The following is a 20,935-nucleotide window of genomic DNA, read 5'->3' on the forward strand; positions in this document are numbered from 1 at the left end:
TGAAAAATGTTTGTAGAACCCAATTTTGGTAAAGCAAAGAAGACCGGCTGGATAGAAGTCATCTGTGGGTGCATGTTTTCCGGTAAAACGGAAGAGCTCATTAGAAGGCTGAATCGTGCGCTGATAGCCCGTCAGAAGGTTGAAATATTTAAGCCCTCTATTGATGTCAGGTATCATAAAAGCGATGTAGTATCCCATAATGAAACCTCCATTCGTTCTACACCTGTCGATTTTGCCAATGATATCCTGCTCATGGCTGGCGACTGTGATGTGGTAGGTATCGATGAAGCCCAATTTTTTGACCAGGAGATCGTTAACGTATGTAACAAATTGGCGAATAATGGTAAAAGAGTGATAGTAGCAGGATTGGACATGGATTTTGAAGGTAAACCGTTCGGACCAATGCCTTACCTGTTGGCAGTGGCAGAATTTGTTACAAAAGTACACGCCATATGTGCCAATACAGGTGAATTGGCTTCATTCTCCTTTCGACTTACAGATGAACAGAGTAAAGTGTATTTAGGTGAAAAGCAACAGTATGAGGCGAGAAGCAGAAGGAGTTTCTTTGAAGGTATGAAAGAACGAAAAAAATAGTGATCAAAAAAAAGCTTCTGGTTTTAATGGGTCTTACCATTTGGTGGTACTATGCCTGCGGGCAGGAAAACATCCCTGTCGGCACCTGGCGTACGCACTTTTCTTATAATGATACGCGACATATTGCGATCGCTGGCGATGTTATATATGCTTCCTCTGAAAATGGTCTTTATTACTTTGATAAAGAAGATAATAGCATTGCTAAAATATCAAAAATAGATGGACTGCAAGGGGAAGATATTTCATCGTTGTACTACAGCAACGATCACGACCTGCTATTGATAGGTTATAACTCAGGCAATCTTGATATTATTAAGGGTCAGGAGATCATCAATATAGACTTGACAACTCATTCGCAGATTAATGATTCCAAAACCATTAATCATGTAGTAGGATTTCAGTCGTATGCATATCTGGCTACTGATTTTGGCGTTCTGAAGTTCGACCTGAAGAAGCTGGAGGTGCGGGAAACCTGGCGTGAGATAGGTGCCGGTGCAAGCACCCTCCGGGTTAATCAGGGAGTAGTTTTTCATGATAGCCTTTTCTTAGCCACCGATGAAGGAGTAATAGCTGCTAACCTGGTCCGGAATATTAATCTGCTTGACCACCAAAACTGGATAAGATTTGGAGTTGCCGATGGTATTCCCCAGACATCAACCCGGATCATCGCACTTTTTGATGACCGTTTGATTGCGGGGATAAGCAACGATGCACTTTATTTATATGACGGACAGTGGCAGATGCTAGATATATTAAATGGTGCCAGCTATACTTTTGCAACCGGTTTGCCTGATCGGGTTGCCATCATTCAAGATGAGCAGTTATCTTTTATTACGTCAGACCTGCAGTCGCAGCCATTTGCAAACGAAATGGTGAATAAGCCACAGGAAGTGATCGAAGACAAGGAAGGGAATCTTTGGATAGCAGATGGCAGGAACGGATTGGTATCAGATTTTAAAGGTCCATTTCAGAAATATGCTCCATCCGGTCCATTCAGCAATGAAGTATTTCGTCTATACCATCACCGAAATTCAATTTATGCACTACCCGGTGGCTATGGTGCTAGTCTTGTGCCATTGGGAAGAGAAAATGGCTATTACGTTTATACAAACGGTGAGTGGAATAATTACAATCCCCAAAGCTCTGACCTTAACATTCCGGAATTTAAAGATATTGTTGATGCTACGCACATTGGGAGCGACTTGTTTCTGGCTTCAGCCGGTTACGGGCTTCTTCAGATAAAGGATAACAATGAAAAAGTCATTATTGATGAAAATACACCGGGAAGCCCATTGGAAAATTTGGAGGCAGCCCAAAAAAGAACGATCATACCTGCTATAGCACCAGGCGAGGACGGGTTGTGGGTACTTAACTATGGAGCCACTAATCCACTGCATATTTATAAAACTGATGGTAGTTGGCAATCGTATAGTTTTAATCTGTCAACTGCAAAATACCCGGTAGCTATCCTTCTTGTTCATGACCATGTATGGATGGTCATTGACCCGGATAGAGGTGGTGGTATATTCGTTTACAATCCTGCTGATGGGAATGGCAGATATTTAACGGAACTGCCGGACAACGGAGGTTTGGCTAATGTAAAGGTAAGGGCGCTTGCTTTGGATCTTGAAGGATTGGTTTGGGTAGGTACGGATAATGGAGTGTCAGTATTTTCAGATCCTTATACTGTGCTAAGCGGATCAGTAGATGCCATTGAGCCAATTTTTGAAAACAGAGATCTGCTTACCGATGAAAAGGTAACAGCCATTGAAGTAGATGGTGGTAACAGAAAGTGGATAGGCACGACCAATGGCGTTTGGCTGATAGGAGATAACGGAGATGAGCAGATAGCATATTTCAACACTTCCAACAGTCCGTTGCCTGATAATAATATCATTGATATTACAATCAACCAGCAGAGTGGTGAAGTATTTTTTGCGACATCAGGCGGAATGGTGTCCTATCGGGGCGCTGCTACAGCCTCCAAACCCGAACATGCTGAGGTCAAAATATTCCCGAATCCGGTATCAGCCAATTTTAAGGGCACTGTTGGTATTTCAGGCCTGGCTACCGATGCGATAATAAAAATTACTGACATCAGCGGAAAGTTGATTTGGCAAACACAAGCCAATGGAGGCACTGCCACATGGCACGTTGCAGATTATAATGGGAGAAGGGCCGCTACCGGAGTCTATCTCGTGTTTAGTGCCTCTAAAGATGGCAAAGATACATTTGTAGGAAAAATAGCGGTGCTTAATTAATGCTTCACAAAACAAGAGGTATAGTCTTTAAATATTTTAAATATAGAGATACCTCTATTATAGTCAAGATCTTTACTGAGGCTTTTGGGTTACAGACCTATGTGGTAAACGGGGTGCGAAGCAAAACTTCCAGAGGCAAGATCGCTCTCTATCAACCCCTGACATTGCTCGACATGGTAGTGTATTATAAAGACTCTGCAGAAATAAATCGTATTTCCGAAGTAAAATGCCGAAGCCCTTTTCAATCTATCTCAACCAATATAAAGAAGACGGCCATTGCCATGTTTTTAGCGGAGGTGCTTTATAAAACAGTAAAGGAAGAAGGTGAGGTAGCAGAACTGTTTGACTTTATATTCCACTCCATTGAAATACTAGATCATGTGCCGGAGGGCTTTGAAAACTTTCATTTGCAGTTCCTGTTGAAACTGGCCAGGTACCTTGGCTTTGGTGTGGAAAGCTCTGAGATTTTTTATGATAGCTTTCCCGAGGAAGACGTAGAGCCCGTGAAGCAACTACTTATGAATCCTTATGAGCAGCGTATAAAGATTTCCAATACTATGCGCAGGATCTTACTCGATCATATCATTAAGTTCTATCAAACACATATTGACACACTTAAAGAGGTTAAATCTGTTAAAGTCCTTCAGGAAGTACTGTAGTTGTAAATGACGTGAGTTCTTAAGGCTTTTGAGAATAGGATGGCCGAGCATTTTATATCCAACTCACGTTAAACCGTTTTACAGCTTGCCAACTACTCATTACAATGGGTAAAAAAACTTGCCCGATAGAAATATTTATGCGACCTTTGCGCCTGCAAAAAAAGATAGGGTGAAGCAATAACCATACCCGCAGATTATTCTATATAAAAAATTTAATAACTAGTATTTGGTAACTCGCTTTAAGTTACTATCTTTGCAGTCCTTTTGCGGAAAAACCGTGAGAGCTACAGCTAGAGTACGCTTATAAAGATTTTAAAATGTCTGGTATTATAGGAAAGAAAATCGGAATGACTAGCATTTACAGTGCCGCTGGAAAAAACATCCCATGCACAGTGATAGAGGCTGGTCCTTGTGTGGTCACACAAGTAAAAAATGAGGAGACTGACGGATACAGAGCTGTCCAGTTAGGCTATGGAGAGCGTAAAGAGAAAAACACTCCTAAGGCATTGTTGGGGCATTTCAAAAATGCTAACACTACTCCTAAAAAAGAGGTTGTTGAGTTCAGGGATTTCAGAGTAGAATTTGAAGGAGGGGTTCAACTGGGCCAGGAGATCAGAGTCGGAGATGTATTTATAGAAGGTGATTTTGTAGACGCTATCGGTACGTCAAAAGGTAAAGGTTTCCAGGGTGTTGTAAAAAGACATGGTTTCGGTGGTGTTGGACAAAGCACTCACGGTCAGCACAACAGAGAGAGGGCGCCTGGTTCAATAGGTGGAGCATCTTTCCCTGCAAGAGTTTTTAAAGGCATGAGAATGGCCGGTAGAACCGGAGGAAATAGAGTGAAAGCTATTAACCTTCAGGTGGTTAAGATCATCCCTGAAAAGAATTTGATATTAGTAAGTGGTTCTGTGCCAGGAGCAAATAATTCAACTGTAATTCTCGAGAAATAATGGACATTTCAGTAGTAAAATATAGTGGTGAAGATACAGGAAGGAAAGTAACCCTTTCTAAAGAGATATTCGGTATCGAGCCAAACGATCATGCAATATACCTTGATGTTAAGCAATACTTGGCTAACCAGAGACAAGGTACACATAAATCAAAGGAAAGAGCTGAGGTAAGCGGATCTACAAGAAAGATCAAAAGGCAAAAAGGCACCGGTACTGCCAGAGCGGGTAGTATTAAGTCTCCTGTTTTCAGAGGTGGAGGCCGGGTATTCGGACCTACTCCAAGAGATTATTCTTTTAAGTTGAATAAGAAATTGAAGGAATTGGCGAGAAGATCAGCTTTGACCTACAAGGCAATAGACAAGAGCATTGCAATTGTTGAAGACTTCTCTTTGGAAGCTCCTAAGACAAAGGACTACCTCAAAATGCTGAATGCACTTTCTTTGGGAGATAAGAAAACACTATTGGTTCTTGCTGACAACAATAAAAATGTTGTTTTGTCAGGAAGAAACGTTCAAAACACTAAAGTGGTTACAGCGGATAGCCTGAACACGTATGATGTGTTGAATGCTGATAATTTAATACTAAGCGAGAGCTCAGTTGAGAAGATTGATAACTTATTGAAGAAATAAAAATGAGTGTTTTAATAAAGCCATTGGTTACAGAAAAAGTTTCTGCTTTAAACGAAAAAGGCAAGTATGGTTTCGTAGTAGACCGCAAAGCTAATAAAGTAGAGATCAAGAAGGCTGTAGAAAAAATGTACGGAGTGACCGTAGAGGACGTAAATACCATGAATTATCTTGGTAAAAAGAAATCCAGGTATACTAAGTCCAGAATTATTTCAGGAAGAACCCCGTCATACAAAAAAGCTATTGTAACCGTAGCGGATGGTGAAGTAATAGATTTTTACAGCGAAATTTAATTATTAAGAAGAGATGGCAATTAAAAAATTAAGACCGGTTACTCCAGGAACAAGATACAGGATAGCTCCTGCTTTTACGGAGATTACTAAGTCTGAGCCTGAAAAGTCACTGGTTGTAATCAAGAAAAGATCCGGAGGTAGAAATAACAGCGGTAAAATGACCATGCGCTATATTGGTGGTGGTCATAAAAAGAAGACCCGCCTCGTGGATTTCAAACGAAATAAGTTTGATATACCTGCTACGGTTAAGGCGGTTGAGTATGATCCTACAAGATCAGCTCGTTTGGCATTGTTGTTTTATGCTGATGGAGCAAAAGCTTATATCCTCGCCCCAGAGGGTATTCAGGTAGGACAACAATTGATTTCAGGGGAGTCAGTAGCTCCTGAAGTTGGTAATGCTCTTCCTCTATCTAAGATTCCTTTAGGTACAATCATTCATAATATAGAGTTAAAGCCTGGAAAAGGCGGTGCATTGGCAAGAAGCGCAGGCTCTTATGCCCAGCTTACTGCAAGAGAAGGAAAATATGCCACTATTAAATTGCCTTCAGGTGAAACCAGAAAAGTTTTAGTTACTTGTTTAGCCACTATAGGTTCTGTTTCAAATTCTGATCACATGAACGTGAGATTAGGTAAAGCAGGTCGGAACAGATGGTTAGGTGTAAGACCTCGTACAAGAGGTGTGGCTATGAACCCGGTAGATCACCCGATGGGTGGCGGTGAAGGTAAGTCTTCAGGAGGGCACCCAAGGTCTAGAAAAGGTCTGTACGCAAAAGGTAAGAAGACCAGAACACCTAAGAAATATTCAAATAATCTAATCATCAGTAGAGGTAAGAAAAAATAATGGCTAGATCACTAAAAAAAGGACCATATATAGATTTCAGACTCGAGAAAAAAGTCGATGTCATGAATGATTCAGGAAAAAAATCAGTGATTAAGACCTGGTCTAGAAGGTCAATGATCTCTCCTGATTTTGTAGGGCACACATTTGCAGTGCACAATGGAAATAAATTTATCCCTGTGTATGTTACTGAAAACATGGTAGGTCATAAACTGGGCGAATTTGCCCCTACCAGAAACTTCAGAGGTCACGTAGGTAAAAAAGATAAAGGCAAAAGATAATTATGGAGGCAGTAGCTAAACTAAAGAATGTACCTACCTCTCCACGTAAGATGAGACTAGTAGCAGATCTTATCAGAGGTGAAAGAGTAAATAAGGCACTTAACATATTGAAATTTGAGCCTAAGCAAGGTGCTGCCAGGCTTGAAAAATTATTGCTCTCAGCGATATCTAACTGGCAACAGAGTAATGAAGACATTGACCTTGAAGAGGCCGATCTTTATGTAAAGTCTATTCAGGTAGATAGCGGCAGGATCTTAAAAAGATTGAGACCAGCTCCACAGGGTAGAGCCCATAGGATCAGAAAAAGATCAAACCACGTGACACTCGTTTTGGACAGCAAAGCTCCTGTAGAAAAGGCTGAAGTGAAAACTAAGAAAAAAGAAAAAGAAGATAAATAATGGGACAAAAAGTTAACCCTATTGCTTTAAGACTTGGCATCGTAAGAGGATGGGATTCCAACTGGTACGGTGGGAACACTTTTTCTGACAAGCTGATTGAAGATCACAACATCAGAAAGTACATCGCAGCCCGTATCCCTAAAGGAGGAATCGCAAAAGTTGTTATTGAAAGAACTTTAAAAAGAATCACTTTGACAATACACACTGCCCGTCCGGGAGTGGTTATTGGTAAAGGGGGTGCCGAAGTTGATAAGATCAAGGAGGAGCTTAAAAAGCTTACAGGAAAAGACGTCCAAATCAACATCTTTGAAATAAAGCGTCCGGAGCTTGACGCTCAGTTGGTAGGAGATTCTATTGCACAACAGTTGCAGGCAAGGATTTCTTACAGAAGAGCAATGAAGCAAGCTATCGCCTCTGCTATGAGAGTAGGTGCGCAAGGTATAAAAATCAAGGTATCCGGCCGGTTAGGTGGTGCTGAGATGGCTCGTACCGAGCAGTACAAAGATGGAAGAATTCCTTTGCATACTTTAAGAGCTGATATCGATTATGCGATTAGCGAAGCTAATACAGTATACGGTAAGATCGGTATTAAGGTGTGGATATTCAAAGGCGAGATCTATGGAAAGAGAGATCTTTCTCCAAACATAGGTATGTCTAACACCGGAGGTTCCGGTGGTGGCGGACGAGGCGGACGCAAGAGAGGCGGAGAAGGCGGTCCTAAGCGTAAGAAGAAATAAATTAGTTTAGAAGATGTATTGTGCCACCAACGGTGCAAGTCTAAAGTCATAAAGTTATGTTACAGCCGAAAAGAACGAAGTTCAGGAAGAAACAGAAAGGCAGGGTAAAAGGTATAGCTCAACGTGGTCACAGGATAGCGTTTGGAGCTTTCGGTATCAAAGCACTTGAGCCGGGATGGATTACCTCCAGACAAATAGAAGCTGCCAGGATTGCAATGACCCGTGCTATGAAAAGGGAAGGTCAGGTTTGGATCCGTATATTTCCTGACAAACCAGTTACCAAGAAGCCTGCAGAGGTTCGTATGGGTAAAGGTAAGGGTGCTCCTGAATACTGGGTAGCAGTTGTGAAACCAGGTACTATCCTTTTTGAAGCCGGTGGTGTTAAAAAAGAGTTGGCACAAGAGGCGTTGAGATTAGCACAGCAGAAGCTTCCTATCAAAACAAAGTTTGCAGTACGTAGAGATTACGTTGAACAATAATAGAGATGAAAAATTCAGAGATAAGAGCACTAAGCATAGACGAACTGAAGCAGAAACTGGCTGGCGAGCAGGAGGCATATAGAAAGATGAGATTCGCGCATGAGATATCTCCCATCGAGAATCCCATGAAGATAAAAGAAACCCGCAAATTGATAGCCAGGTTAAAGACTGAATTGAGCGCTAAAGAACTTGCTAAATAATATTTAAATGGAGTCAAGAAAATTAAGAAAAGAAAGAATAGGGCAGGTTGTCAGCAACAAAATGGAAAAGTCCATCACTGTTACTGTACAACGTAAAGAGAAGCACCCTATCTATGGTAAGTTTGTTAAGAAAACTACCAAGTTTACGGCTCATGACGAAAAGAACGAGTGTGGCATAGGAGATACCGTAAGGATCATGGAAACTCGTCCTTTGAGTAAGAACAAAAGATGGAGATTAGTTGAAATCATAGAAAAGGCTAAATAATGATACAGCAAGAGTCAAGATTAAACGTAGCAGATAATAGCGGTGCAAAGGAAGTTCTTTGCATTCGTGTATTAGGAGGCACTGGTAAAAGGTACGCTTCAGTTGGTGACAAAATTGTTGTATCAGTGAAGTCAGCACTATCATCCAGTAACCTGAAAAAGGGTACAGTATCTAAAGCTGTAATCGTTCGCACCAAGAAAGAAGTGAGAAGAAAAGACGGGTCATATATCCGATTTGAGGATAATGCTGCTGTACTTCTTACCGCGAATGACGAACCAAGAGGTACCCGTATTTTTGGACCTGTGGCTAGAGAATTGCGTGAAAAGCAATTCATGAAGATTGTTTCACTGGCACCTGAAGTATTATAATCATGGAAAGAAAGAAAAACAAACAACCCAAACTACACATCAGAAAAGGAGATAAAGTGAGAGTAATCTCAGGAAACTCTAAAGGTAAAGAAGGTGTAGTACTTGAAGTAATACCTTCTAAGTTAAGAGCGGTTGTCGAAGGTGTTAATGTAGTGACCAAGCATGTAAAACCTTCTGCTACAAATCCTGAAGGAGGTATAGAGAAAACTGAGGCAGCTATCCACATCAGCAATCTGATGCTGATCGACCCTGCTACTGGCGAAGCTACCAAAACCGGTAGAAAAGCAGACGATAAGGGGAAGCTTCAAAGATATTCTAAGAAAACTGGAGAACTGATAAAAAATGGCTAATCCAAGATTAAAAGATAAGTATCAAAGTGAAATTGTACCTGCTTTAAAGGACAAATTTCAGTATAAGTCTGTGATGCAAGTGCCCAGAGTAGAGAAGATCTGTATCAATAAGGGTATTGGAGCAGCAGTGGCTGACAAAAAACTTGTTGATATTGGCATCGAAGAGCTCACCACCATCACAGGGCAAAAGGCCGTTGCTACCAAGTCGAAAAAGTCTATATCAAACTTTAAGTTGAGAGACGGAATGCCTATCGGAGCAAGAGTTACTTTAAGAGGTGACAAAATGTACGAATTTATGGATAGGTTGATGTCAATTGCTCTTCCCCGGGTGAGAGACTTCAGAGGTATCAGCGACAAAGGCTTTGATGGCAGAGGAAATTATACTCTGGGAGTGAAGGAACAAATCATTTTCCCTGAGATAAGCATCGATAAAATAAATAAGATCAGTGGTATGGATATCACTTTTGTGACTACCGCTGACTCTGATGAAGAAAGTTACGAACTGCTGAAGGCATTTGGTATGCCTTTCGCAAGCAAATGATAAATTATTATGGCAAGAATCGCTGTTATAGCTAGAGAAAAAAAGAGAGAGAAATTAGTAGCAAAATATGCTGCTAAAAGAAAGGCATTGAAAGAAGCCGGAGACTACGAAGGGTTAGATAAATTGCCCAGGAATGCGTCACCTGTAAGACTTCACAACAGATGCAAGCTTACCGGTAGACCTAAAGGGTACATGAGGAAATTCGGTATCTCCAGGGTTACATTCAGAGAGATGGCTTCTGATGGAAAAATTCCAGGAGTAACTAAAGCAAGCTGGTAAAAAGATTCTCTTTTTATTTTCATACAAAAAAATAGTTCAGTATCTTTGCAGGCCTGTTTCATACGGGTGGCAATTTTACTTTAGATAAAGAAGAAAATGACAGATCCAATAGCAGATTATTTAACCCGGTTGAGGAATGCTATCAAGGCCAAGCATAGGGTCGTTGATATTCCTGCGTCTAATATCAAGAAGGAAATGACGAAAGTACTTCATGATAAAGGGTATATTCTGAACTATAAGTTCGAAGAGACGAAGAACCATCAGGGTAATATTAAAATCGCTTTGAAATATAATCCTGAAACCAAGCAGCCGGCTATTTTCCATTTGGAAAGAGTGAGTAAGCCTGGTTTAAGAAAATATGCTCCTGCCGATGCTCTTCCCAGAGTATTGAACGGTTTGGGGGTAGCTATACTTTCTACTTCACATGGCGTGGTGACTGATAAAGAAGCCAGAGACATGAATGTGGGGGGTGAAGTTTTGTGTTACGTATATTAAAATAAACATCAATGTCAAGAATAGGGAAAAAACCAATAAAGCTTGCAAGCGGTGTTTCATACACATTTGACCAGAAGAATGGTAGTGTTGTAGTGAAGGGACCCAAGGGAGAGCTTACACAGAAAATAGACCCTGCCTTCAAATTGGTTGAAAACGAAGGCGAGCTGACGCTTGAAAGACCAACAGAACAAAAGAGGCATAAAGCGCTTCATGGTCTTTACCGCTCCTTAATTAATAATATGGTAGTAGGTGTAAGCGAAGGGTTTACAAGAAAGCTGGAATTAGTCGGTGTGGGTTATAAGGCCACTGCTCAGAACAACGTATTGGAGCTTAGCCTTGGATATTCGCATAATATATTTTTGGCTGTTCCTGGTGAGTTGAAAATCACAGCAGAAACTGAAAAGGGTAAGAACCCGGTTGTTACTTTGGAAGGAAACGATAAACAACTTATCGGACAAATAGCTGCAAAGATCAAGGATCTGAGACCTGTTGAACCTTACAAAGGTAAAGGTGTGAGATTCGTAGGTGAACACATTAGACGTAAAGCTGGTAAACAAGCTGCTAAATAATTAAGGAAATGGCATTTAATAAGTATAAAAGAAGACTTAGAATTAAGAGAGGTATCAGAAACAAGATCTCTGGTACTCCTGAAAAACCAAGACTTTCTGTTTTTAAGAGTAATAAAGGTATCTATGCTCAGTTGATTGATGATACTAATGGCCATACCTTATTGGCAACGTCTTCAAGAGAACTGGGAAGTACTAAAAACAACCTTGAAACTTCTAAAAGTGTAGGAGCTAAGCTTGCTGAAAAAGCCAAAGCTGGAGGAATCGAGCAAGTTGTATTCGATAGAAACGGTTATGTGTATCATGGTAAAGTGAAAGCTTTGGCAGAAGGTGCACGAGAAGGAGGTCTAAAATTTTAAAGCATTATGTCTCAAAGTAATATAAGATCAGTAAAAGCTAGTGAAATAGACCTTAAAGAAAGGGTTGTTGCTATCAAGCGTGTTGCTAAAGTTGTAAAAGGTGGTAGAAGGTTTAGCTTCTCCGCTATCGTGGTTGTTGGAGATGGAAACGGTGTGGTAGGATACGGCCTTGGCAAAGCAAATGAAGTGACAGACGCCATTACTAAAGGTATAGATGACGCTAAGAAGAACCTGGTAAAGGTTCCTGTAATTAAAGGCACAGTTCCTCATGAGTCTATCGGAAAGTTCGGTGGTGGATTCGTATTGTTGAAGCCTGCTTCTCCTGGTACCGGTGTTATTGCCGGTGGTGCGATGCGTGCCGTATTGGAGAGTGCCGGAGTTCATAATGTTTTGGCCAAATCAAAAGGTTCTTCTAACCCTCACAACGTGGTGAAAGCTACTTTTGATGCCTTAACCAACATGAGAGATGCCTACACCGTGGCTCAGAATAGGGGAGTATCTTTATCTAAAGTTTTTAATGGTTAAAAAGATGGCAAAAGTTAGAATTTCTCAAGTAAGAAGTACAATTGGAAGGCCTGAAAGACAAAAGCGAACAATAAAAGCTTTAGGTTTAGGCAAAATTGATAAATCTGTTGAGGTGGAAATGACTCCTCAAATAGCAGGAATGGTTAACAAAGTGAGCCATTTAGTATCTGTTACTGAATTGTAAAAAATTATCCGAGTCTGTGTAACAGCAGGCGTTTAGGCAAAAAGCATATAAGATGAAACTTAATACATTAAAACCCGCTAAAGGTTCAGTTAAAAGTAAAAAGAGAATAGGACGTGGTCAGGGCTCTGGTAAAGGTGGTACCTCTACAAGAGGTCACAAAGGAGCTAAGTCCAGGTCGGGATACTCACAAAAGATGGGTTTTGAAGGTGGTCAGATGCCACTTCAAAGAAGAGTACCGAAATTCGGTTTTACCAACCCTAACAGAGTGGAGTACAAAGCGATTAATTTGGATACCATACAGACACTGGTTGATACCACTAAAGCTAAAGAAGTGGATGTTAAACTTATTGTTGAAAATGGTCTCGCTTCAAAAAATGACCTGATTAAGATATTGGGTAAAGGAGAGTTGAAATCTAAGGTGGATGTAACTGCTCATGCTTTTTCAGCAACGGCTTCCAAAGCTATTGAGGCAGCTGGTGGAAAAGTGACTCAACTATAATTATGAAAAAGTTTTTTACAACAATAAAGAATATATTTTCAATAGAGGATCTGAGAATAAGAATCCTGAATACACTCGGGTTTCTTATTGTTTTCAGACTTGGGTCTTTTATTGTACTACCAGGTGTAGATCCTGATGCACTGGGAAGTGGCGCACAGGGAGGCATATTTGATTTGTTGAATACCTTCCTCGGAGGGTCCTTTAGCAGAGCCTCAATTTTTGCATTGGGTATTATGCCATATATCTCGGCTTCTATTGTTATTCAACTATTGACTGTGGCCGTTCCTTATTTCCAAAAACTCCAGAAAGAAGGAGAATCAGGAAGAAAGAGACTGACACAGATCACTCGGGTATTGACTATTGCCATCACATTGGCTCAGTCAGCGGGATATTTGGCGGCTACTATTCCTTCAGAGGCTGTTCTTTATACACAATCATTCTTCCAGGTATCATCCATGATCATACTGGTTGCGGGAACGATGTTCTGTATGTGGTTGGGTGAGAAGATAACCGATAAAGGAATTGGCAATGGTATTTCAATGCTGATCATGATCGGTATTATTTCCCGATTTCCCGGCTCTATAGTAAGTGAAGCAATGACCAGAGGAATGAGCGGTGCGCTGGCGTTTGTACTGGAGATTGTGGCCTTATTCTTCGTTGTTATGGCAGTGGTGATGTTAACACAGGCAGTAAGAAGGATACCTATTCAATATGCAAAGCAGGTAATTGGAAATAAACTTTATGGTGGTAAAAGGGATTATATTCCATTGAAGGTCAATGCCTCTGGAGTAATGCCTATCATCTTTGCTCAGGCGCTGATGTTTATTCCACCGTTGATCGCGGGTATTTGGAAAGAAAGCGAAGTAGGCGCTTATATCGGATCTACATTTGCTGATCCATATTCTTGGCAGTATAATCTGGTATTCGGTATTCTTATTCTGTTGTTTACATTTTTCTATACAGCAATTACAGTTAACCCTAATGATATTGCTGATAACCTGAAGAGAAATGGTGGGTTTATTCCGGGTATAAAACCTGGAAAACAGACTTCCGAATTTATCGATCAGGTATTAACAAAAATTACTTTACCAGGTTCTATATTTCTAGCGATAGTGGCGGTACTGCCGGCATTTGCTGTAAAAGCGGGTATTAGCCCTAACTTTGCGCAATTTTATGGAGGTACGTCATTGCTCATCATGGTCGGTGTTATCTTGGATACACTTCAGCAGATTGAAAGTTACCTGTTGATGAGACACTATGAGGGTATGATGAAATCGGGTAAAGTAAAAGGACGTTCTCAAATTGCTGCTGCTTAATCTCGGATGATTCATTATAAATCCAGGGAAGAAGTAGAAACTATAAAAGAAGGTGCTTTAATACTAGGTAAAGCACACGGAGAAGTAGCGAAGCAGGTGAAGCCGGGTGTAAAGACCATTGAGCTGGACCGCATAGCTGAAGAGTTTATAAAAGATCACGGTGGAGTGCCATCATTTAAAAATTATAATGGCTTTCCATCATCCTTGTGTATATCATTGAACGAAAATGTTGTTCATGGTTTCCCAAGTGAATATGAACTCAAAGATGGTGACATAATTTCTGTTGATTGCGGGGTTTATTATAAGGGGTTTCATAGCGACTCAGCTTATACCTACTCGGTGGGAAATGTGGATAAAGAGGTTATGCAACTCCTCAAAGTGACAAAAGAGTCACTTTACAAAGGTATTGAAATGGCTGTTTATGGCAACCGGATAGGTGATGTCGCTTTTGCGATCCAGTCTCATGTAGAGCAGTATGGTTACGGTGTGGTAAGAGAATTGGTGGGACATGGAATCGGAAGAGACCTGCATGAAAGCCCTGAAGTGCCGAACTATGGTAAACGGGGAAAGGGACCTAAATTGAACGATGGGCTGGTAATAGCCATAGAGCCAATGGTGAACCTGGGTACCAAGAATGTGGTTCAGGAGTCTGATGGTTGGACGATCAGAACGGCAGACAGGAGGCCTTCAGCTCATTATGAGCATACAGTTGCAATATTTGAAAATGGAACGGAGGTCTTAACGACCCATAAATTTATAGAAGAGAATTTTAAATTTTAATATGGCTAAACAGAAATCTATAGAGCAGGATGGTACTATTACCGAAGCGCTTTCTAACGCGATGTTCAGAGTGGAGTTGGAAAACGGACACGAGGTAATCGCACACATTTCTGGTAAGATGAGAATGAACTATATTAAAATTTTGCCGGGTGACAAGGTCAAACTAGAAATGTCACCTTATGATTTGACTAAAGGACGAATTGTATATAGATATAAGTAAGACATGAAAGTTAAAGCGTCAGTAAAGAAGCGTAGCGCTGATTGTAAAATAATCAGAAGAAAAGGAAAAGTCTACGTGATCAATAAAAAGAATCCAAGGTTTAAACAAAGACAAGGCTAAACTATGGCAAGAATTGCAGGAGTAGATATCCCGGATAACAAGAGAGGGGAAATAGCTCTCACCTATATCTTTGGTATAGGCAGAAGTACAGCACAGAGAATACTCACTGAAGCTGGAGTAGATTGGGATAAAAAAGCACAGGATTGGACAGATGATGAGTCTACTGCCATCCGTAACATTATCAGTGAAAACTTCAAAGTAGAAGGTGTTCTTAAGTCTGAAGTGCAAATGAGCATTAAGCGACTTATGGATATCGGATGCTACCGTGGTTTGAGACATAGAAAAGGCCTTCCGGTAAGGGGTCAGAGAACGAAGAACAACTCAAGGACCAGAAAAGGAAAGAGAAAAACTGTTGCTAACAAGAAAAAGGCAACTAAATAATAATATAGCGTAATGGCACAAAAAAGAAAAGATAAAGCAAAAAAGCGTGTAGTAGCTGTCGAGGCTATAGGTCAGGCTCATATCAAAGCTTCTTTCAACAATATTATCATTTCTCTGACGAATACTTCAGGGCAGGTAATATCATGGGCCTCAGCTGGTAAGATGGGCTTTAAAGGATCTAAGAAAAATACTCCTTATGCTGCTCAAATGGCGGCTCAGGATTGTGCTCAGAAAGCATATGACCTTGGATTGCGAAAAGTAGAGGTTTATGTTAAGGGGCCAGGTGCTGGTAGAGAATCAGCTATCAGAACAATCCAGAATACAGGTATCGAGATTACAACTATAAAGGATGTAACTCCACTGCCACACAATGGTTGTAGACCACCAAAGAGACGTAGAGTATAATTAATTAAGCGAAAAGTATTTTATAATGGCAAGATATAGAGGTCCGAAAGCGAAAATAGCCAGAAGATTTAATGAGCCAATTTTTGGCCCAAGCAAGGCATTGCAAAAAAAGAGCTATCCTCCTGGGCAGCATGGTAGAGGCAGAAGAAGAAAAGAGTCTGAATATGCTGTACAGTTGAAGGAGAAGCAAAAAGCCAAATACACTTACGGTGTGTTGGAAAAGCAATTTGCTAATCTTTTTGATAAAGCTTCAAGAAAATCTGGAATTACCGGTGAGATCCTCCTTCAATTGTTGGAGTCCAGATTAGATAATACGGTATTCAGATTGGGTATAGCACCTACAAGAAGAGCCGCCAGACAGTTGGTGTTGCATAAGCACATTGTTGTGAACGGTTCAATTGTAAACATACCTTCATTTGCACTTAAGCCTGGTGATATTATTGCGGTAAGAGAGAGATCTAAATCTCTGGAAGCAATTACTGATAGCTTGGCAACACATGCGGCTAAAAGATATCCATGGTTAGAGTGGGACGGAAGTGAAATGGTTGGAAAGCTTGTTAATATGCCTCAGAGAGATGAGATCCCTGAGAACATCAATGAGCAACTGATTGTCGAGCTTTACTCGAAATAATCATTAAAAAATTATTAGCCTGGCGCTTCAACAGCATCAGGCTATAACTATAAAAGTTAAAAACCTATGTCAATTTTAGCATTTCAAATGCCTGACAAAGTCGTGATGGAAAAGGCGGATGATTTTCACGGCTTGTTCACTTTTAAACCGCTTGAAAAAGGTTACGGTGTTACTATTGGTAATGCTCTGAGAAGAATTTTACTCTCTTCTCTGGAAGGGTATGCTATCACAGGGATTAAGATCCCGGGCGTACTGCACGAATTTTCTACCGTAGAAGGTGTTGTAGAAGACGTTTCTGAAATTATCCTTAACCTAAAAATGGTTAGGTTCAAAAAAGTTGGAGAGTCTTTCGATAATAAAATTACTGTGTCTATCAAGAATCAGAAAGAGTTCAAAGCGGGTGATATCGCTAAAGGTACTACAGCTTTTGAGATCCTGAATCCTGAATTAGTCATTTGTAATCTTGATGAGTCAGTTGATCTGGAGGTGGAGTTGACTATCGAGAAAGGAAGAGGATATTTGCCTGCGGAGGAAAATAAACCTTCTGAACAGGTGTTCGGATTCATTCCTATTGATGCGATCTTCACACCTATCAAGAATGTAAAATATAGCATTGAGAATACCAGGGTTGAGCAGAAAACCGACTACGAGCAATTGGTATTGGATATTCAGACTGATGGTTCTATCCATCCTGAGAAGGCTTTGGAAGGTGCGGCTCATATTTTGATACAGCACTTCATGTTATTCTCTGATAAATCTATTGAGTTAGAAACAGATAAAGGTGGAGAAATAGAGCAGGTAGATGAAGAAATGCTTCATATGAGAAAGCTGCTGAAGACTCCTCTGAATGATCTGGATCTTTCTGTTAGAGCTTACAACTGCCTGAAAGCCGCTGATGTTAAGACTTTAGGCGACCTGGTAAAGCTGGAGATCTCTGATATGATGAAATTCAGGAACTTCGGTAAGAAATCTTTGGCTGAATTAGAGCAATTGGTTCAGGATAAGAATTTGACATTCGGTATGGACTTGTCCAAGTATAAACTTGATGAAGAATAGTAAAAATGAGACACGGGAAAAAAATTAATCATTTAGGTAGAACAGCTCCTCATAGAAAGGCTATGCTTTCAAATATGGCTTCTTCGTTGATCCTTAATAAGAGGATTACAACTACTGTTGCCAAAGCAAAGGCTTTGAGGAAATATGTTGAGCCTCTACTGACAAAAGCGAAAGAAGATACTACACATTCCAGAAGGGTTGTATTCTCATATCTGAACAATAAGGATTCTGTTAAGACTTTGTTTGATGAGGTGGCTGAGAAGATCACCGACCGACCAGGGGGATACACCAGAATATTGAAAACGGGTAACAGACTGGGTGATAATGCTGATATGTGTATTATAGAGCTGGTAGATTACAACGAACTGTTACTTGGTGAGAGCAAGCCTGCTAAAGCTAAAACAAGAAGAAGCCGAAGAGGAGGTAAAAAATCTTCCGAAGATACTGCTGCTGAAACAAAAGAAGCAGTGAAGGCTGATGAGGCTACTGAGGTTAAGGAAGAAAAGAAGGAGAAGAAGGAGACACCAAAGGCAGAAGCTAAGAAGGAAGAAGTGGCAGAAGCTAAAGCGGAGCCTAAAGAGGAGAAGGCGGAAGAGCCTGAGAAAACTGATGATAAAGAAGAAAAAGCTGATCAGTAAATTGAAAATTATTATAAAAAAGAAAGGGATTGGATTTATATCTGATCCCTTTTTTTATTTTTGTAACTCAAAATTTCAAGCTTACAACCAGACGACCCGGGAAAGCATTGAGACCACGTTCTACCGGTCGTCACCTCGATAGCTATCGGGGAAACGGTAATAAAGATGTAATATATCACACATGAAATTACAGAAAAAAGAAAAAGCCTACCTTTTATTAGAAGACGGAACATTACTTGAGGGTACAGCCATTGGTAAAAAGGGTACTCGCGGAGGAGAGATCTGTTTTAATACAGGTATGACCGGATATCAGGAGATATACACTGATCCATCATACTACGGTCAGATCATTGTTAATACCAACAGCCATATTGGTAATTATGGTGCAATGAATGAGGAGCAAGAGTCTGATAGCCCTAAAATTAATGGACTGGTAGTAAATGACTATTCCTATGTGTACAGCCGTAAACTGGCAACAGAGAGCTTGCAGGAATACCTGGAGAGAAATGATGTTATTGGTATTGCCGATGTAGATACGCGCATGTTGGTGCGACATATCAGGAGTAAAGGAGCAATGAACGCTATCATTTCTTCCGAACTGGAGGTGGACGCATTGAAAGCAGAGCTTGCCAAGGTACCATCAATGCATGGCCTCGAGTTATCCTCGCAGGTCTCTACTAATGAGGTTTATTTCGTAGGAGATGAGTCGGCTCCTTTAAAAGTAGCAGTATTGGACTTAGGTATTAAGAACAGTATTTTGCAGAACCTGTCATCAAGGGGAGTTTACTGCAAGGTATTTCCCGCTAAAACTACTTTCGAGGAAATGAAAGCATGGGACCCTGATGGCTACTTTATTTCAAATGGACCTGGAGACCCGGCGGCAATGGACTATGCAGTTGAAACAGTTACTCAAATATTGGATGCCGGTGAGCCACTGTTTGGTATTTGCCTGGGGCACCAGCTCTTAGCCAGGGCTTGTGGCATATCTACCTACAAGATGCATCATGGACACAGGGGATTAAACCACCCGATAAAAAATCTGGTTACCGGGTTAAGCGAAATGACTTCCCAAAATCATGGATTTTCCATCTCGGAAGAAGATGTAAAAAATTCTGATCGCGTGGAAGCTACTCATGTACATTTAAATGATCATACGGTGGCGGGAATAAAGGTGAAAGGAAAGAAGGCATTTTCTGTACAATATCATCCTGAGGCCTCACCTGGTCCTCACGATTCACGATATCTTTTTGATCAATTCATCCAAACTATAAAATCCAAATAACAATCATGAGTTTAATAGAAAGTATCCACGCAAGGCAAATCCTTGATTCAAGGGGTAACCCCACCGTAGAAGTTGATGTAATTACTGAAAATGGCATCATCGGAAGAGCTGCTGTTCCTTCTGGCGCTTCTACCGGAAAACATGAAGCTGTAGAGCTGCGAGACGGTAATAAAAAAGTTTATATGGGAAAAGGGGTGCTGAAAGCAGTTGAAAATGTAAATTCTGTATTAGCCGAAGAGCTTGTAGGGTTTTCTGTTTTCGAGCAAAATCTATTAGACAAGATCATGTTGCAAGCGGATGGTACTGATAACAAAGCTAAGCTTGGCGCCAATGCCATTCTGGGCGCGTCACTCGCTATTGCCAAAGCTGCAGCTCAAGAGTCAGGGCAGTCACTTTTTAGATATATAGGGGGTGTGAATGCGAACACACTACCTGTACCAATGATGAATATTCTCAATGGTGGAAGCCATGCTGATAACGCTATTGACTTTCAGGAATTTATGGTTATGCCTGTGAAGGCTGATACATTTTCTGAATCATTGAGAATGGGAACTGAGGTTTTTCACCATTTGAAGAAAGTACTGAGTGATAAAGGCCTTTCTACAAATGTGGGAGATGAAGGAGGTTTTGCTCCTAACATTGCTTCCAACGAGGAGGCCATTGAGGTGGTACTTCAGGCTATAGAAAAGGCTGGGTATAAGCCTGGAGAAGATATTTTTATTGCGATGGATGCTGCCTCATCCGAATTTTATGATGCTAAGAGCAAAGTATATCATTTTGCATCTACCGGTAAGAAGTTGAGTTCTGATGAAATGGTCGATTATTGGGCTTCATGGGTAAATAAATATCCTATTATTTCCATAGAAGATGGTATGGAAGAAGATGATTGGACAGGATGGAAGAACCTTACGGAAAAGATTGGTAAGAAAGTTCAACTGGTTGGCGATGACCTGTTTGTGACCAACGTAAAGAGATTACAAGATGGTATCAACCAGGGAGTTGGTAACTCAATTTTGATCAAGGTAAATCAAATTGGCTCTTTGACTGAGACGATAAATACAGTGAACCTGGCCAAGAAGAATTCTTACAAGAGTGTGATGTCGCACCGTTCGGGAGAAACCGAGGATAACACCATTGCAGACCTTGCCGTAGCATTAAATACAGGGCAGATCAAAACAGGATCGGCTTCAAGGTCAGATAGAATGGCGAAGTATAATCAGTTGCTTCGTATAGAGGAAGAATTAGGCGAAACTGCTTATTTTCCAGGTAGAAATTTCTAAATAATCAATGCTTTCCGGGTTGTACAGCCCGGAAAGCTCTCTATTTTCAAAAAATCTTCTTAACTTAACATGAGTTCGA

At 40.7% G+C, this 20,935-nt stretch carries 34 protein-coding genes; all 34 read left to right on the forward strand.

The genetic code is table 11. The features are described from left to right. The first annotated feature begins 6 nt into the window (after positions 1 to 6). The 34 genes from C900_RS05655 (at position 7) to eno (ending at position 20,856) form a co-directional block, all read left to right on the forward strand. A complete protein-coding gene (locus tag C900_RS05655; protein WP_040495768.1) occupies positions 7 to 594 on the forward strand; it encodes a thymidine kinase in 588 nt (195 codons plus the stop codon). Beyond that, the gene (gene porZ / locus C900_RS05660) at positions 594 to 2,855 is read left to right on the forward strand and encodes a type IX secretion system anionic LPS delivery protein PorZ (RefSeq protein WP_157493905.1); all 2,262 of its coding nucleotides are present in this window, start codon (positions 594 to 596) and stop codon (positions 2,853 to 2,855) included. Before C900_RS05655 ends, porZ begins: the two co-directional genes overlap by 1 nt. Continuing rightward, positions 2,855 to 3,514 carry a DNA repair protein RecO gene (gene recO, locus C900_RS05665; RefSeq protein ID WP_009578707.1) on the forward strand — a complete coding sequence of 220 codons (660 nt, stop codon included), beginning with the start codon at positions 2,855 to 2,857 and terminating at the stop codon, positions 3,512 to 3,514. Before porZ ends, recO begins: the two co-directional genes overlap by 1 nt. Before the next feature lie 317 nt (positions 3,515 to 3,831). Further along, a complete protein-coding gene (rplC, locus tag C900_RS05670) occupies positions 3,832 to 4,464 on the forward strand; it encodes a 50S ribosomal protein L3 (protein WP_040495770.1) in 633 nt (210 codons plus the stop codon). Then, a complete protein-coding gene (gene rplD, locus C900_RS05675) occupies positions 4,464 to 5,093 on the forward strand; it encodes a 50S ribosomal protein L4 (RefSeq protein ID WP_009578709.1) in 630 nt (209 codons plus the stop codon). The genes rplC and rplD overlap by 1 nt, the downstream gene beginning before the upstream one ends. Positions 5,094 to 5,095: 2 nt before the next feature. After that, entirely contained in the window at positions 5,096 to 5,383 is a 288-nt protein-coding gene (gene rplW, locus C900_RS05680; RefSeq protein ID WP_009578710.1) for a 50S ribosomal protein L23, read from the forward strand. A 13-nt stretch (positions 5,384 to 5,396) separates the two neighbouring features. Continuing rightward, positions 5,397 to 6,224: a 50S ribosomal protein L2 gene (gene rplB, locus C900_RS05685; RefSeq protein WP_009578711.1), complete on the forward strand. Its 828-nt coding sequence runs from the start codon at positions 5,397 to 5,399 to the stop codon at positions 6,222 to 6,224. Further along, a complete protein-coding gene (gene rpsS, locus C900_RS05690) occupies positions 6,224 to 6,502 on the forward strand; it encodes a 30S ribosomal protein S19 (RefSeq protein ID WP_040495775.1) in 279 nt (92 codons plus the stop codon). Before rplB ends, rpsS begins: the two co-directional genes overlap by 1 nt. Before the next feature lie 2 nt (positions 6,503 to 6,504). After that, positions 6,505 to 6,900, forward strand: coding sequence for a 50S ribosomal protein L22 (gene rplV / locus C900_RS05695; RefSeq protein ID WP_009578713.1), 396 nt, complete (start codon positions 6,505 to 6,507; stop codon positions 6,898 to 6,900). Further along, the gene (gene rpsC / locus C900_RS05700; RefSeq protein ID WP_009578714.1) at positions 6,900 to 7,637 is read left to right on the forward strand and encodes a 30S ribosomal protein S3; all 738 of its coding nucleotides are present in this window, start codon (positions 6,900 to 6,902) and stop codon (positions 7,635 to 7,637) included. The genes rplV and rpsC overlap by 1 nt, the downstream gene beginning before the upstream one ends. Before the next feature lie 56 nt (positions 7,638 to 7,693). After that, positions 7,694 to 8,116 carry a 50S ribosomal protein L16 gene (gene rplP / locus C900_RS05705; protein WP_009578715.1) on the forward strand — a complete coding sequence of 141 codons (423 nt, stop codon included), beginning with the start codon at positions 7,694 to 7,696 and terminating at the stop codon, positions 8,114 to 8,116. 5 nt (positions 8,117 to 8,121) lie between these two features. Continuing rightward, entirely contained in the window at positions 8,122 to 8,316 is a 195-nt protein-coding gene (gene rpmC / locus C900_RS05710) for a 50S ribosomal protein L29 (protein WP_009578716.1), read from the forward strand. Between the two features lie 7 nt (positions 8,317 to 8,323). Beyond that, a complete protein-coding gene (rpsQ, locus tag C900_RS05715; RefSeq protein ID WP_009578717.1) occupies positions 8,324 to 8,581 on the forward strand; it encodes a 30S ribosomal protein S17 in 258 nt (85 codons plus the stop codon). Then, a complete protein-coding gene (rplN, locus tag C900_RS05720) occupies positions 8,581 to 8,949 on the forward strand; it encodes a 50S ribosomal protein L14 (RefSeq protein WP_009578718.1) in 369 nt (122 codons plus the stop codon). Before rpsQ ends, rplN begins: the two co-directional genes overlap by 1 nt. Positions 8,950 to 8,951: 2 nt before the next feature. Further along, a complete protein-coding gene (gene rplX / locus C900_RS05725; protein ID WP_009578719.1) occupies positions 8,952 to 9,299 on the forward strand; it encodes a 50S ribosomal protein L24 in 348 nt (115 codons plus the stop codon). Continuing rightward, a complete protein-coding gene (gene rplE, locus C900_RS05730; RefSeq protein ID WP_009578720.1) occupies positions 9,292 to 9,840 on the forward strand; it encodes a 50S ribosomal protein L5 in 549 nt (182 codons plus the stop codon). The genes rplX and rplE overlap by 8 nt, the downstream gene beginning before the upstream one ends. Positions 9,841 to 9,849: 9 nt before the next feature. Continuing rightward, a complete protein-coding gene (rpsN, locus tag C900_RS05735; protein WP_009578721.1) occupies positions 9,850 to 10,119 on the forward strand; it encodes a 30S ribosomal protein S14 in 270 nt (89 codons plus the stop codon). Between the two features lie 96 nt (positions 10,120 to 10,215). Further along, a complete protein-coding gene (rpsH, locus tag C900_RS05740) occupies positions 10,216 to 10,614 on the forward strand; it encodes a 30S ribosomal protein S8 (RefSeq protein ID WP_009578722.1) in 399 nt (132 codons plus the stop codon). An 11-nt stretch (positions 10,615 to 10,625) separates the two neighbouring features. Next, positions 10,626 to 11,183, forward strand: coding sequence for a 50S ribosomal protein L6 (rplF, locus tag C900_RS05745; RefSeq protein ID WP_009578723.1), 558 nt, complete (start codon positions 10,626 to 10,628; stop codon positions 11,181 to 11,183). A gap of 8 nt (positions 11,184 to 11,191) precedes the next feature. Continuing rightward, complete coding sequence (gene rplR, locus C900_RS05750; RefSeq protein ID WP_009578724.1) at positions 11,192 to 11,539, forward strand: 50S ribosomal protein L18; 348 nt, start codon at positions 11,192 to 11,194, stop codon at positions 11,537 to 11,539. 6 nt (positions 11,540 to 11,545) lie between these two features. Beyond that, positions 11,546 to 12,064 carry a 30S ribosomal protein S5 gene (rpsE, locus tag C900_RS05755; protein WP_009578725.1) on the forward strand — a complete coding sequence of 173 codons (519 nt, stop codon included), beginning with the start codon at positions 11,546 to 11,548 and terminating at the stop codon, positions 12,062 to 12,064. Positions 12,065 to 12,068: 4 nt separating this feature from the next. Beyond that, positions 12,069 to 12,248 carry a 50S ribosomal protein L30 gene (gene rpmD, locus C900_RS05760; protein ID WP_040495826.1) on the forward strand — a complete coding sequence of 60 codons (180 nt, stop codon included), beginning with the start codon at positions 12,069 to 12,071 and terminating at the stop codon, positions 12,246 to 12,248. A gap of 52 nt (positions 12,249 to 12,300) precedes the next feature. Next, positions 12,301 to 12,747, forward strand: a complete 447-nt coding sequence (rplO, locus tag C900_RS05765) for a 50S ribosomal protein L15 (RefSeq protein ID WP_009578727.1) — start codon at positions 12,301 to 12,303, stop codon at positions 12,745 to 12,747. Positions 12,748 to 12,749: 2 nt separating this feature from the next. Then, positions 12,750 to 14,063: a preprotein translocase subunit SecY gene (gene secY / locus C900_RS05770; protein ID WP_009578728.1), complete on the forward strand. Its 1,314-nt coding sequence runs from the start codon at positions 12,750 to 12,752 to the stop codon at positions 14,061 to 14,063. 6 nt (positions 14,064 to 14,069) lie between these two features. Then, entirely contained in the window at positions 14,070 to 14,843 is a 774-nt protein-coding gene (map, locus tag C900_RS05775; RefSeq protein WP_009578729.1) for a type I methionyl aminopeptidase, read from the forward strand. Between the two features lies 1 nt (position 14,844). Then, positions 14,845 to 15,063, forward strand: a complete 219-nt coding sequence (gene infA / locus C900_RS05780; protein ID WP_009578730.1) for a translation initiation factor IF-1 — start codon at positions 14,845 to 14,847, stop codon at positions 15,061 to 15,063. 3 nt (positions 15,064 to 15,066) lie between these two features. Then, on the forward strand, positions 15,067 to 15,183 hold the full coding sequence (gene ykgO / locus C900_RS29140; protein WP_002695078.1) for a type B 50S ribosomal protein L36: 117 nt from the start codon (positions 15,067 to 15,069) through the stop codon (positions 15,181 to 15,183). A 3-nt stretch (positions 15,184 to 15,186) separates the two neighbouring features. Beyond that, positions 15,187 to 15,564 carry a 30S ribosomal protein S13 gene (rpsM, locus tag C900_RS05785; protein ID WP_009578731.1) on the forward strand — a complete coding sequence of 126 codons (378 nt, stop codon included), beginning with the start codon at positions 15,187 to 15,189 and terminating at the stop codon, positions 15,562 to 15,564. 12 nt (positions 15,565 to 15,576) lie between these two features. Beyond that, entirely contained in the window at positions 15,577 to 15,969 is a 393-nt protein-coding gene (gene rpsK / locus C900_RS05790) for a 30S ribosomal protein S11 (protein WP_009578732.1), read from the forward strand. 25 nt (positions 15,970 to 15,994) lie between these two features. Next, complete coding sequence (gene rpsD, locus C900_RS05795; RefSeq protein WP_009578733.1) at positions 15,995 to 16,600, forward strand: 30S ribosomal protein S4; 606 nt, start codon at positions 15,995 to 15,997, stop codon at positions 16,598 to 16,600. Positions 16,601 to 16,666: 66 nt separating this feature from the next. Then, entirely contained in the window at positions 16,667 to 17,656 is a 990-nt protein-coding gene (locus C900_RS05800) for a DNA-directed RNA polymerase subunit alpha (RefSeq protein WP_009578734.1), read from the forward strand. Positions 17,657 to 17,661: 5 nt separating this feature from the next. Next, complete coding sequence (gene rplQ, locus C900_RS05805) at positions 17,662 to 18,294, forward strand: 50S ribosomal protein L17 (RefSeq protein WP_040495785.1); 633 nt, start codon at positions 17,662 to 17,664, stop codon at positions 18,292 to 18,294. 181 nt (positions 18,295 to 18,475) lie between these two features. Continuing rightward, on the forward strand, positions 18,476 to 19,576 hold the full coding sequence (gene carA / locus C900_RS05810) for a glutamine-hydrolyzing carbamoyl-phosphate synthase small subunit (RefSeq protein ID WP_009578736.1): 1,101 nt from the start codon (positions 18,476 to 18,478) through the stop codon (positions 19,574 to 19,576). 5 nt (positions 19,577 to 19,581) lie between these two features. Continuing rightward, positions 19,582 to 20,856 carry a phosphopyruvate hydratase gene (gene eno / locus C900_RS05815; protein WP_009578737.1) on the forward strand — a complete coding sequence of 425 codons (1,275 nt, stop codon included), beginning with the start codon at positions 19,582 to 19,584 and terminating at the stop codon, positions 20,854 to 20,856. The last annotated feature ends 79 nt before the right edge of the window (positions 20,857 to 20,935 follow it).

The sequence above is a fragment of the Fulvivirga imtechensis AK7 genome, from assembly GCF_000331535.1.
Taxonomy (GTDB): Bacteria; Bacteroidota; Bacteroidia; order Cytophagales; family Cyclobacteriaceae; genus Fulvivirga; species Fulvivirga imtechensis.

Coding starts and splice junctions, on each gene's coding strand:
- map (WP_009578729.1), top strand. CDS start 14,070: ATGATTCATTATAAATCCAGGGAAGAAGTAGAAACTATAAAAGAAGGT.
- rpsQ (WP_009578717.1), top strand. CDS start 8,324: ATGGAGTCAAGAAAATTAAGAAAAGAAAGAATAGGGCAGGTTGTCAGC.
- rpmC (WP_009578716.1), top strand. CDS start 8,122: ATGAAAAATTCAGAGATAAGAGCACTAAGCATAGACGAACTGAAGCAG.
- secY (WP_009578728.1), top strand. CDS start 12,750: ATGAAAAAGTTTTTTACAACAATAAAGAATATATTTTCAATAGAGGAT.
- ykgO (WP_002695078.1), top strand. CDS start 15,067: ATGAAAGTTAAAGCGTCAGTAAAGAAGCGTAGCGCTGATTGTAAAATA.
- rpsD (WP_009578733.1), top strand. CDS start 15,995: ATGGCAAGATATAGAGGTCCGAAAGCGAAAATAGCCAGAAGATTTAAT.
- rplE (WP_009578720.1), top strand. CDS start 9,292: ATGGCTAATCCAAGATTAAAAGATAAGTATCAAAGTGAAATTGTACCT.
- rplB (WP_009578711.1), top strand. CDS start 5,397: ATGGCAATTAAAAAATTAAGACCGGTTACTCCAGGAACAAGATACAGG.
- rplV (WP_009578713.1), top strand. CDS start 6,505: ATGGAGGCAGTAGCTAAACTAAAGAATGTACCTACCTCTCCACGTAAG.
- recO (WP_009578707.1), top strand. CDS start 2,855: ATGCTTCACAAAACAAGAGGTATAGTCTTTAAATATTTTAAATATAGA.
- infA (WP_009578730.1), top strand. CDS start 14,845: ATGGCTAAACAGAAATCTATAGAGCAGGATGGTACTATTACCGAAGCG.
- rplQ (WP_040495785.1), top strand. CDS start 17,662: ATGAGACACGGGAAAAAAATTAATCATTTAGGTAGAACAGCTCCTCAT.
- C900_RS05800 (WP_009578734.1), top strand. CDS start 16,667: ATGTCAATTTTAGCATTTCAAATGCCTGACAAAGTCGTGATGGAAAAG.
- rpsC (WP_009578714.1), top strand. CDS start 6,900: ATGGGACAAAAAGTTAACCCTATTGCTTTAAGACTTGGCATCGTAAGA.
- rplF (WP_009578723.1), top strand. CDS start 10,626: ATGTCAAGAATAGGGAAAAAACCAATAAAGCTTGCAAGCGGTGTTTCA.
- rpsN (WP_009578721.1), top strand. CDS start 9,850: ATGGCAAGAATCGCTGTTATAGCTAGAGAAAAAAAGAGAGAGAAATTA.
- rpsM (WP_009578731.1), top strand. CDS start 15,187: ATGGCAAGAATTGCAGGAGTAGATATCCCGGATAACAAGAGAGGGGAA.
- rpmD (WP_040495826.1), top strand. CDS start 12,069: ATGGCAAAAGTTAGAATTTCTCAAGTAAGAAGTACAATTGGAAGGCCT.
- rplR (WP_009578724.1), top strand. CDS start 11,192: ATGGCATTTAATAAGTATAAAAGAAGACTTAGAATTAAGAGAGGTATC.
- rplN (WP_009578718.1), top strand. CDS start 8,581: ATGATACAGCAAGAGTCAAGATTAAACGTAGCAGATAATAGCGGTGCA.
- rpsS (WP_040495775.1), top strand. CDS start 6,224: ATGGCTAGATCACTAAAAAAAGGACCATATATAGATTTCAGACTCGAG.
- C900_RS05655 (WP_040495768.1), top strand. CDS start 7: ATGTTTGTAGAACCCAATTTTGGTAAAGCAAAGAAGACCGGCTGGATA.
- rplC (WP_040495770.1), top strand. CDS start 3,832: ATGTCTGGTATTATAGGAAAGAAAATCGGAATGACTAGCATTTACAGT.
- rpsE (WP_009578725.1), top strand. CDS start 11,546: ATGTCTCAAAGTAATATAAGATCAGTAAAAGCTAGTGAAATAGACCTT.
- rpsH (WP_009578722.1), top strand. CDS start 10,216: ATGACAGATCCAATAGCAGATTATTTAACCCGGTTGAGGAATGCTATC.
- rplW (WP_009578710.1), top strand. CDS start 5,096: ATGAGTGTTTTAATAAAGCCATTGGTTACAGAAAAAGTTTCTGCTTTA.
- eno (WP_009578737.1), top strand. CDS start 19,582: ATGAGTTTAATAGAAAGTATCCACGCAAGGCAAATCCTTGATTCAAGG.
- rplD (WP_009578709.1), top strand. CDS start 4,464: ATGGACATTTCAGTAGTAAAATATAGTGGTGAAGATACAGGAAGGAAA.
- rplP (WP_009578715.1), top strand. CDS start 7,694: ATGTTACAGCCGAAAAGAACGAAGTTCAGGAAGAAACAGAAAGGCAGG.
- rplO (WP_009578727.1), top strand. CDS start 12,301: ATGAAACTTAATACATTAAAACCCGCTAAAGGTTCAGTTAAAAGTAAA.
- rplX (WP_009578719.1), top strand. CDS start 8,952: ATGGAAAGAAAGAAAAACAAACAACCCAAACTACACATCAGAAAAGGA.
- rpsK (WP_009578732.1), top strand. CDS start 15,577: ATGGCACAAAAAAGAAAAGATAAAGCAAAAAAGCGTGTAGTAGCTGTC.
- carA (WP_009578736.1), top strand. CDS start 18,476: ATGAAATTACAGAAAAAAGAAAAAGCCTACCTTTTATTAGAAGACGGA.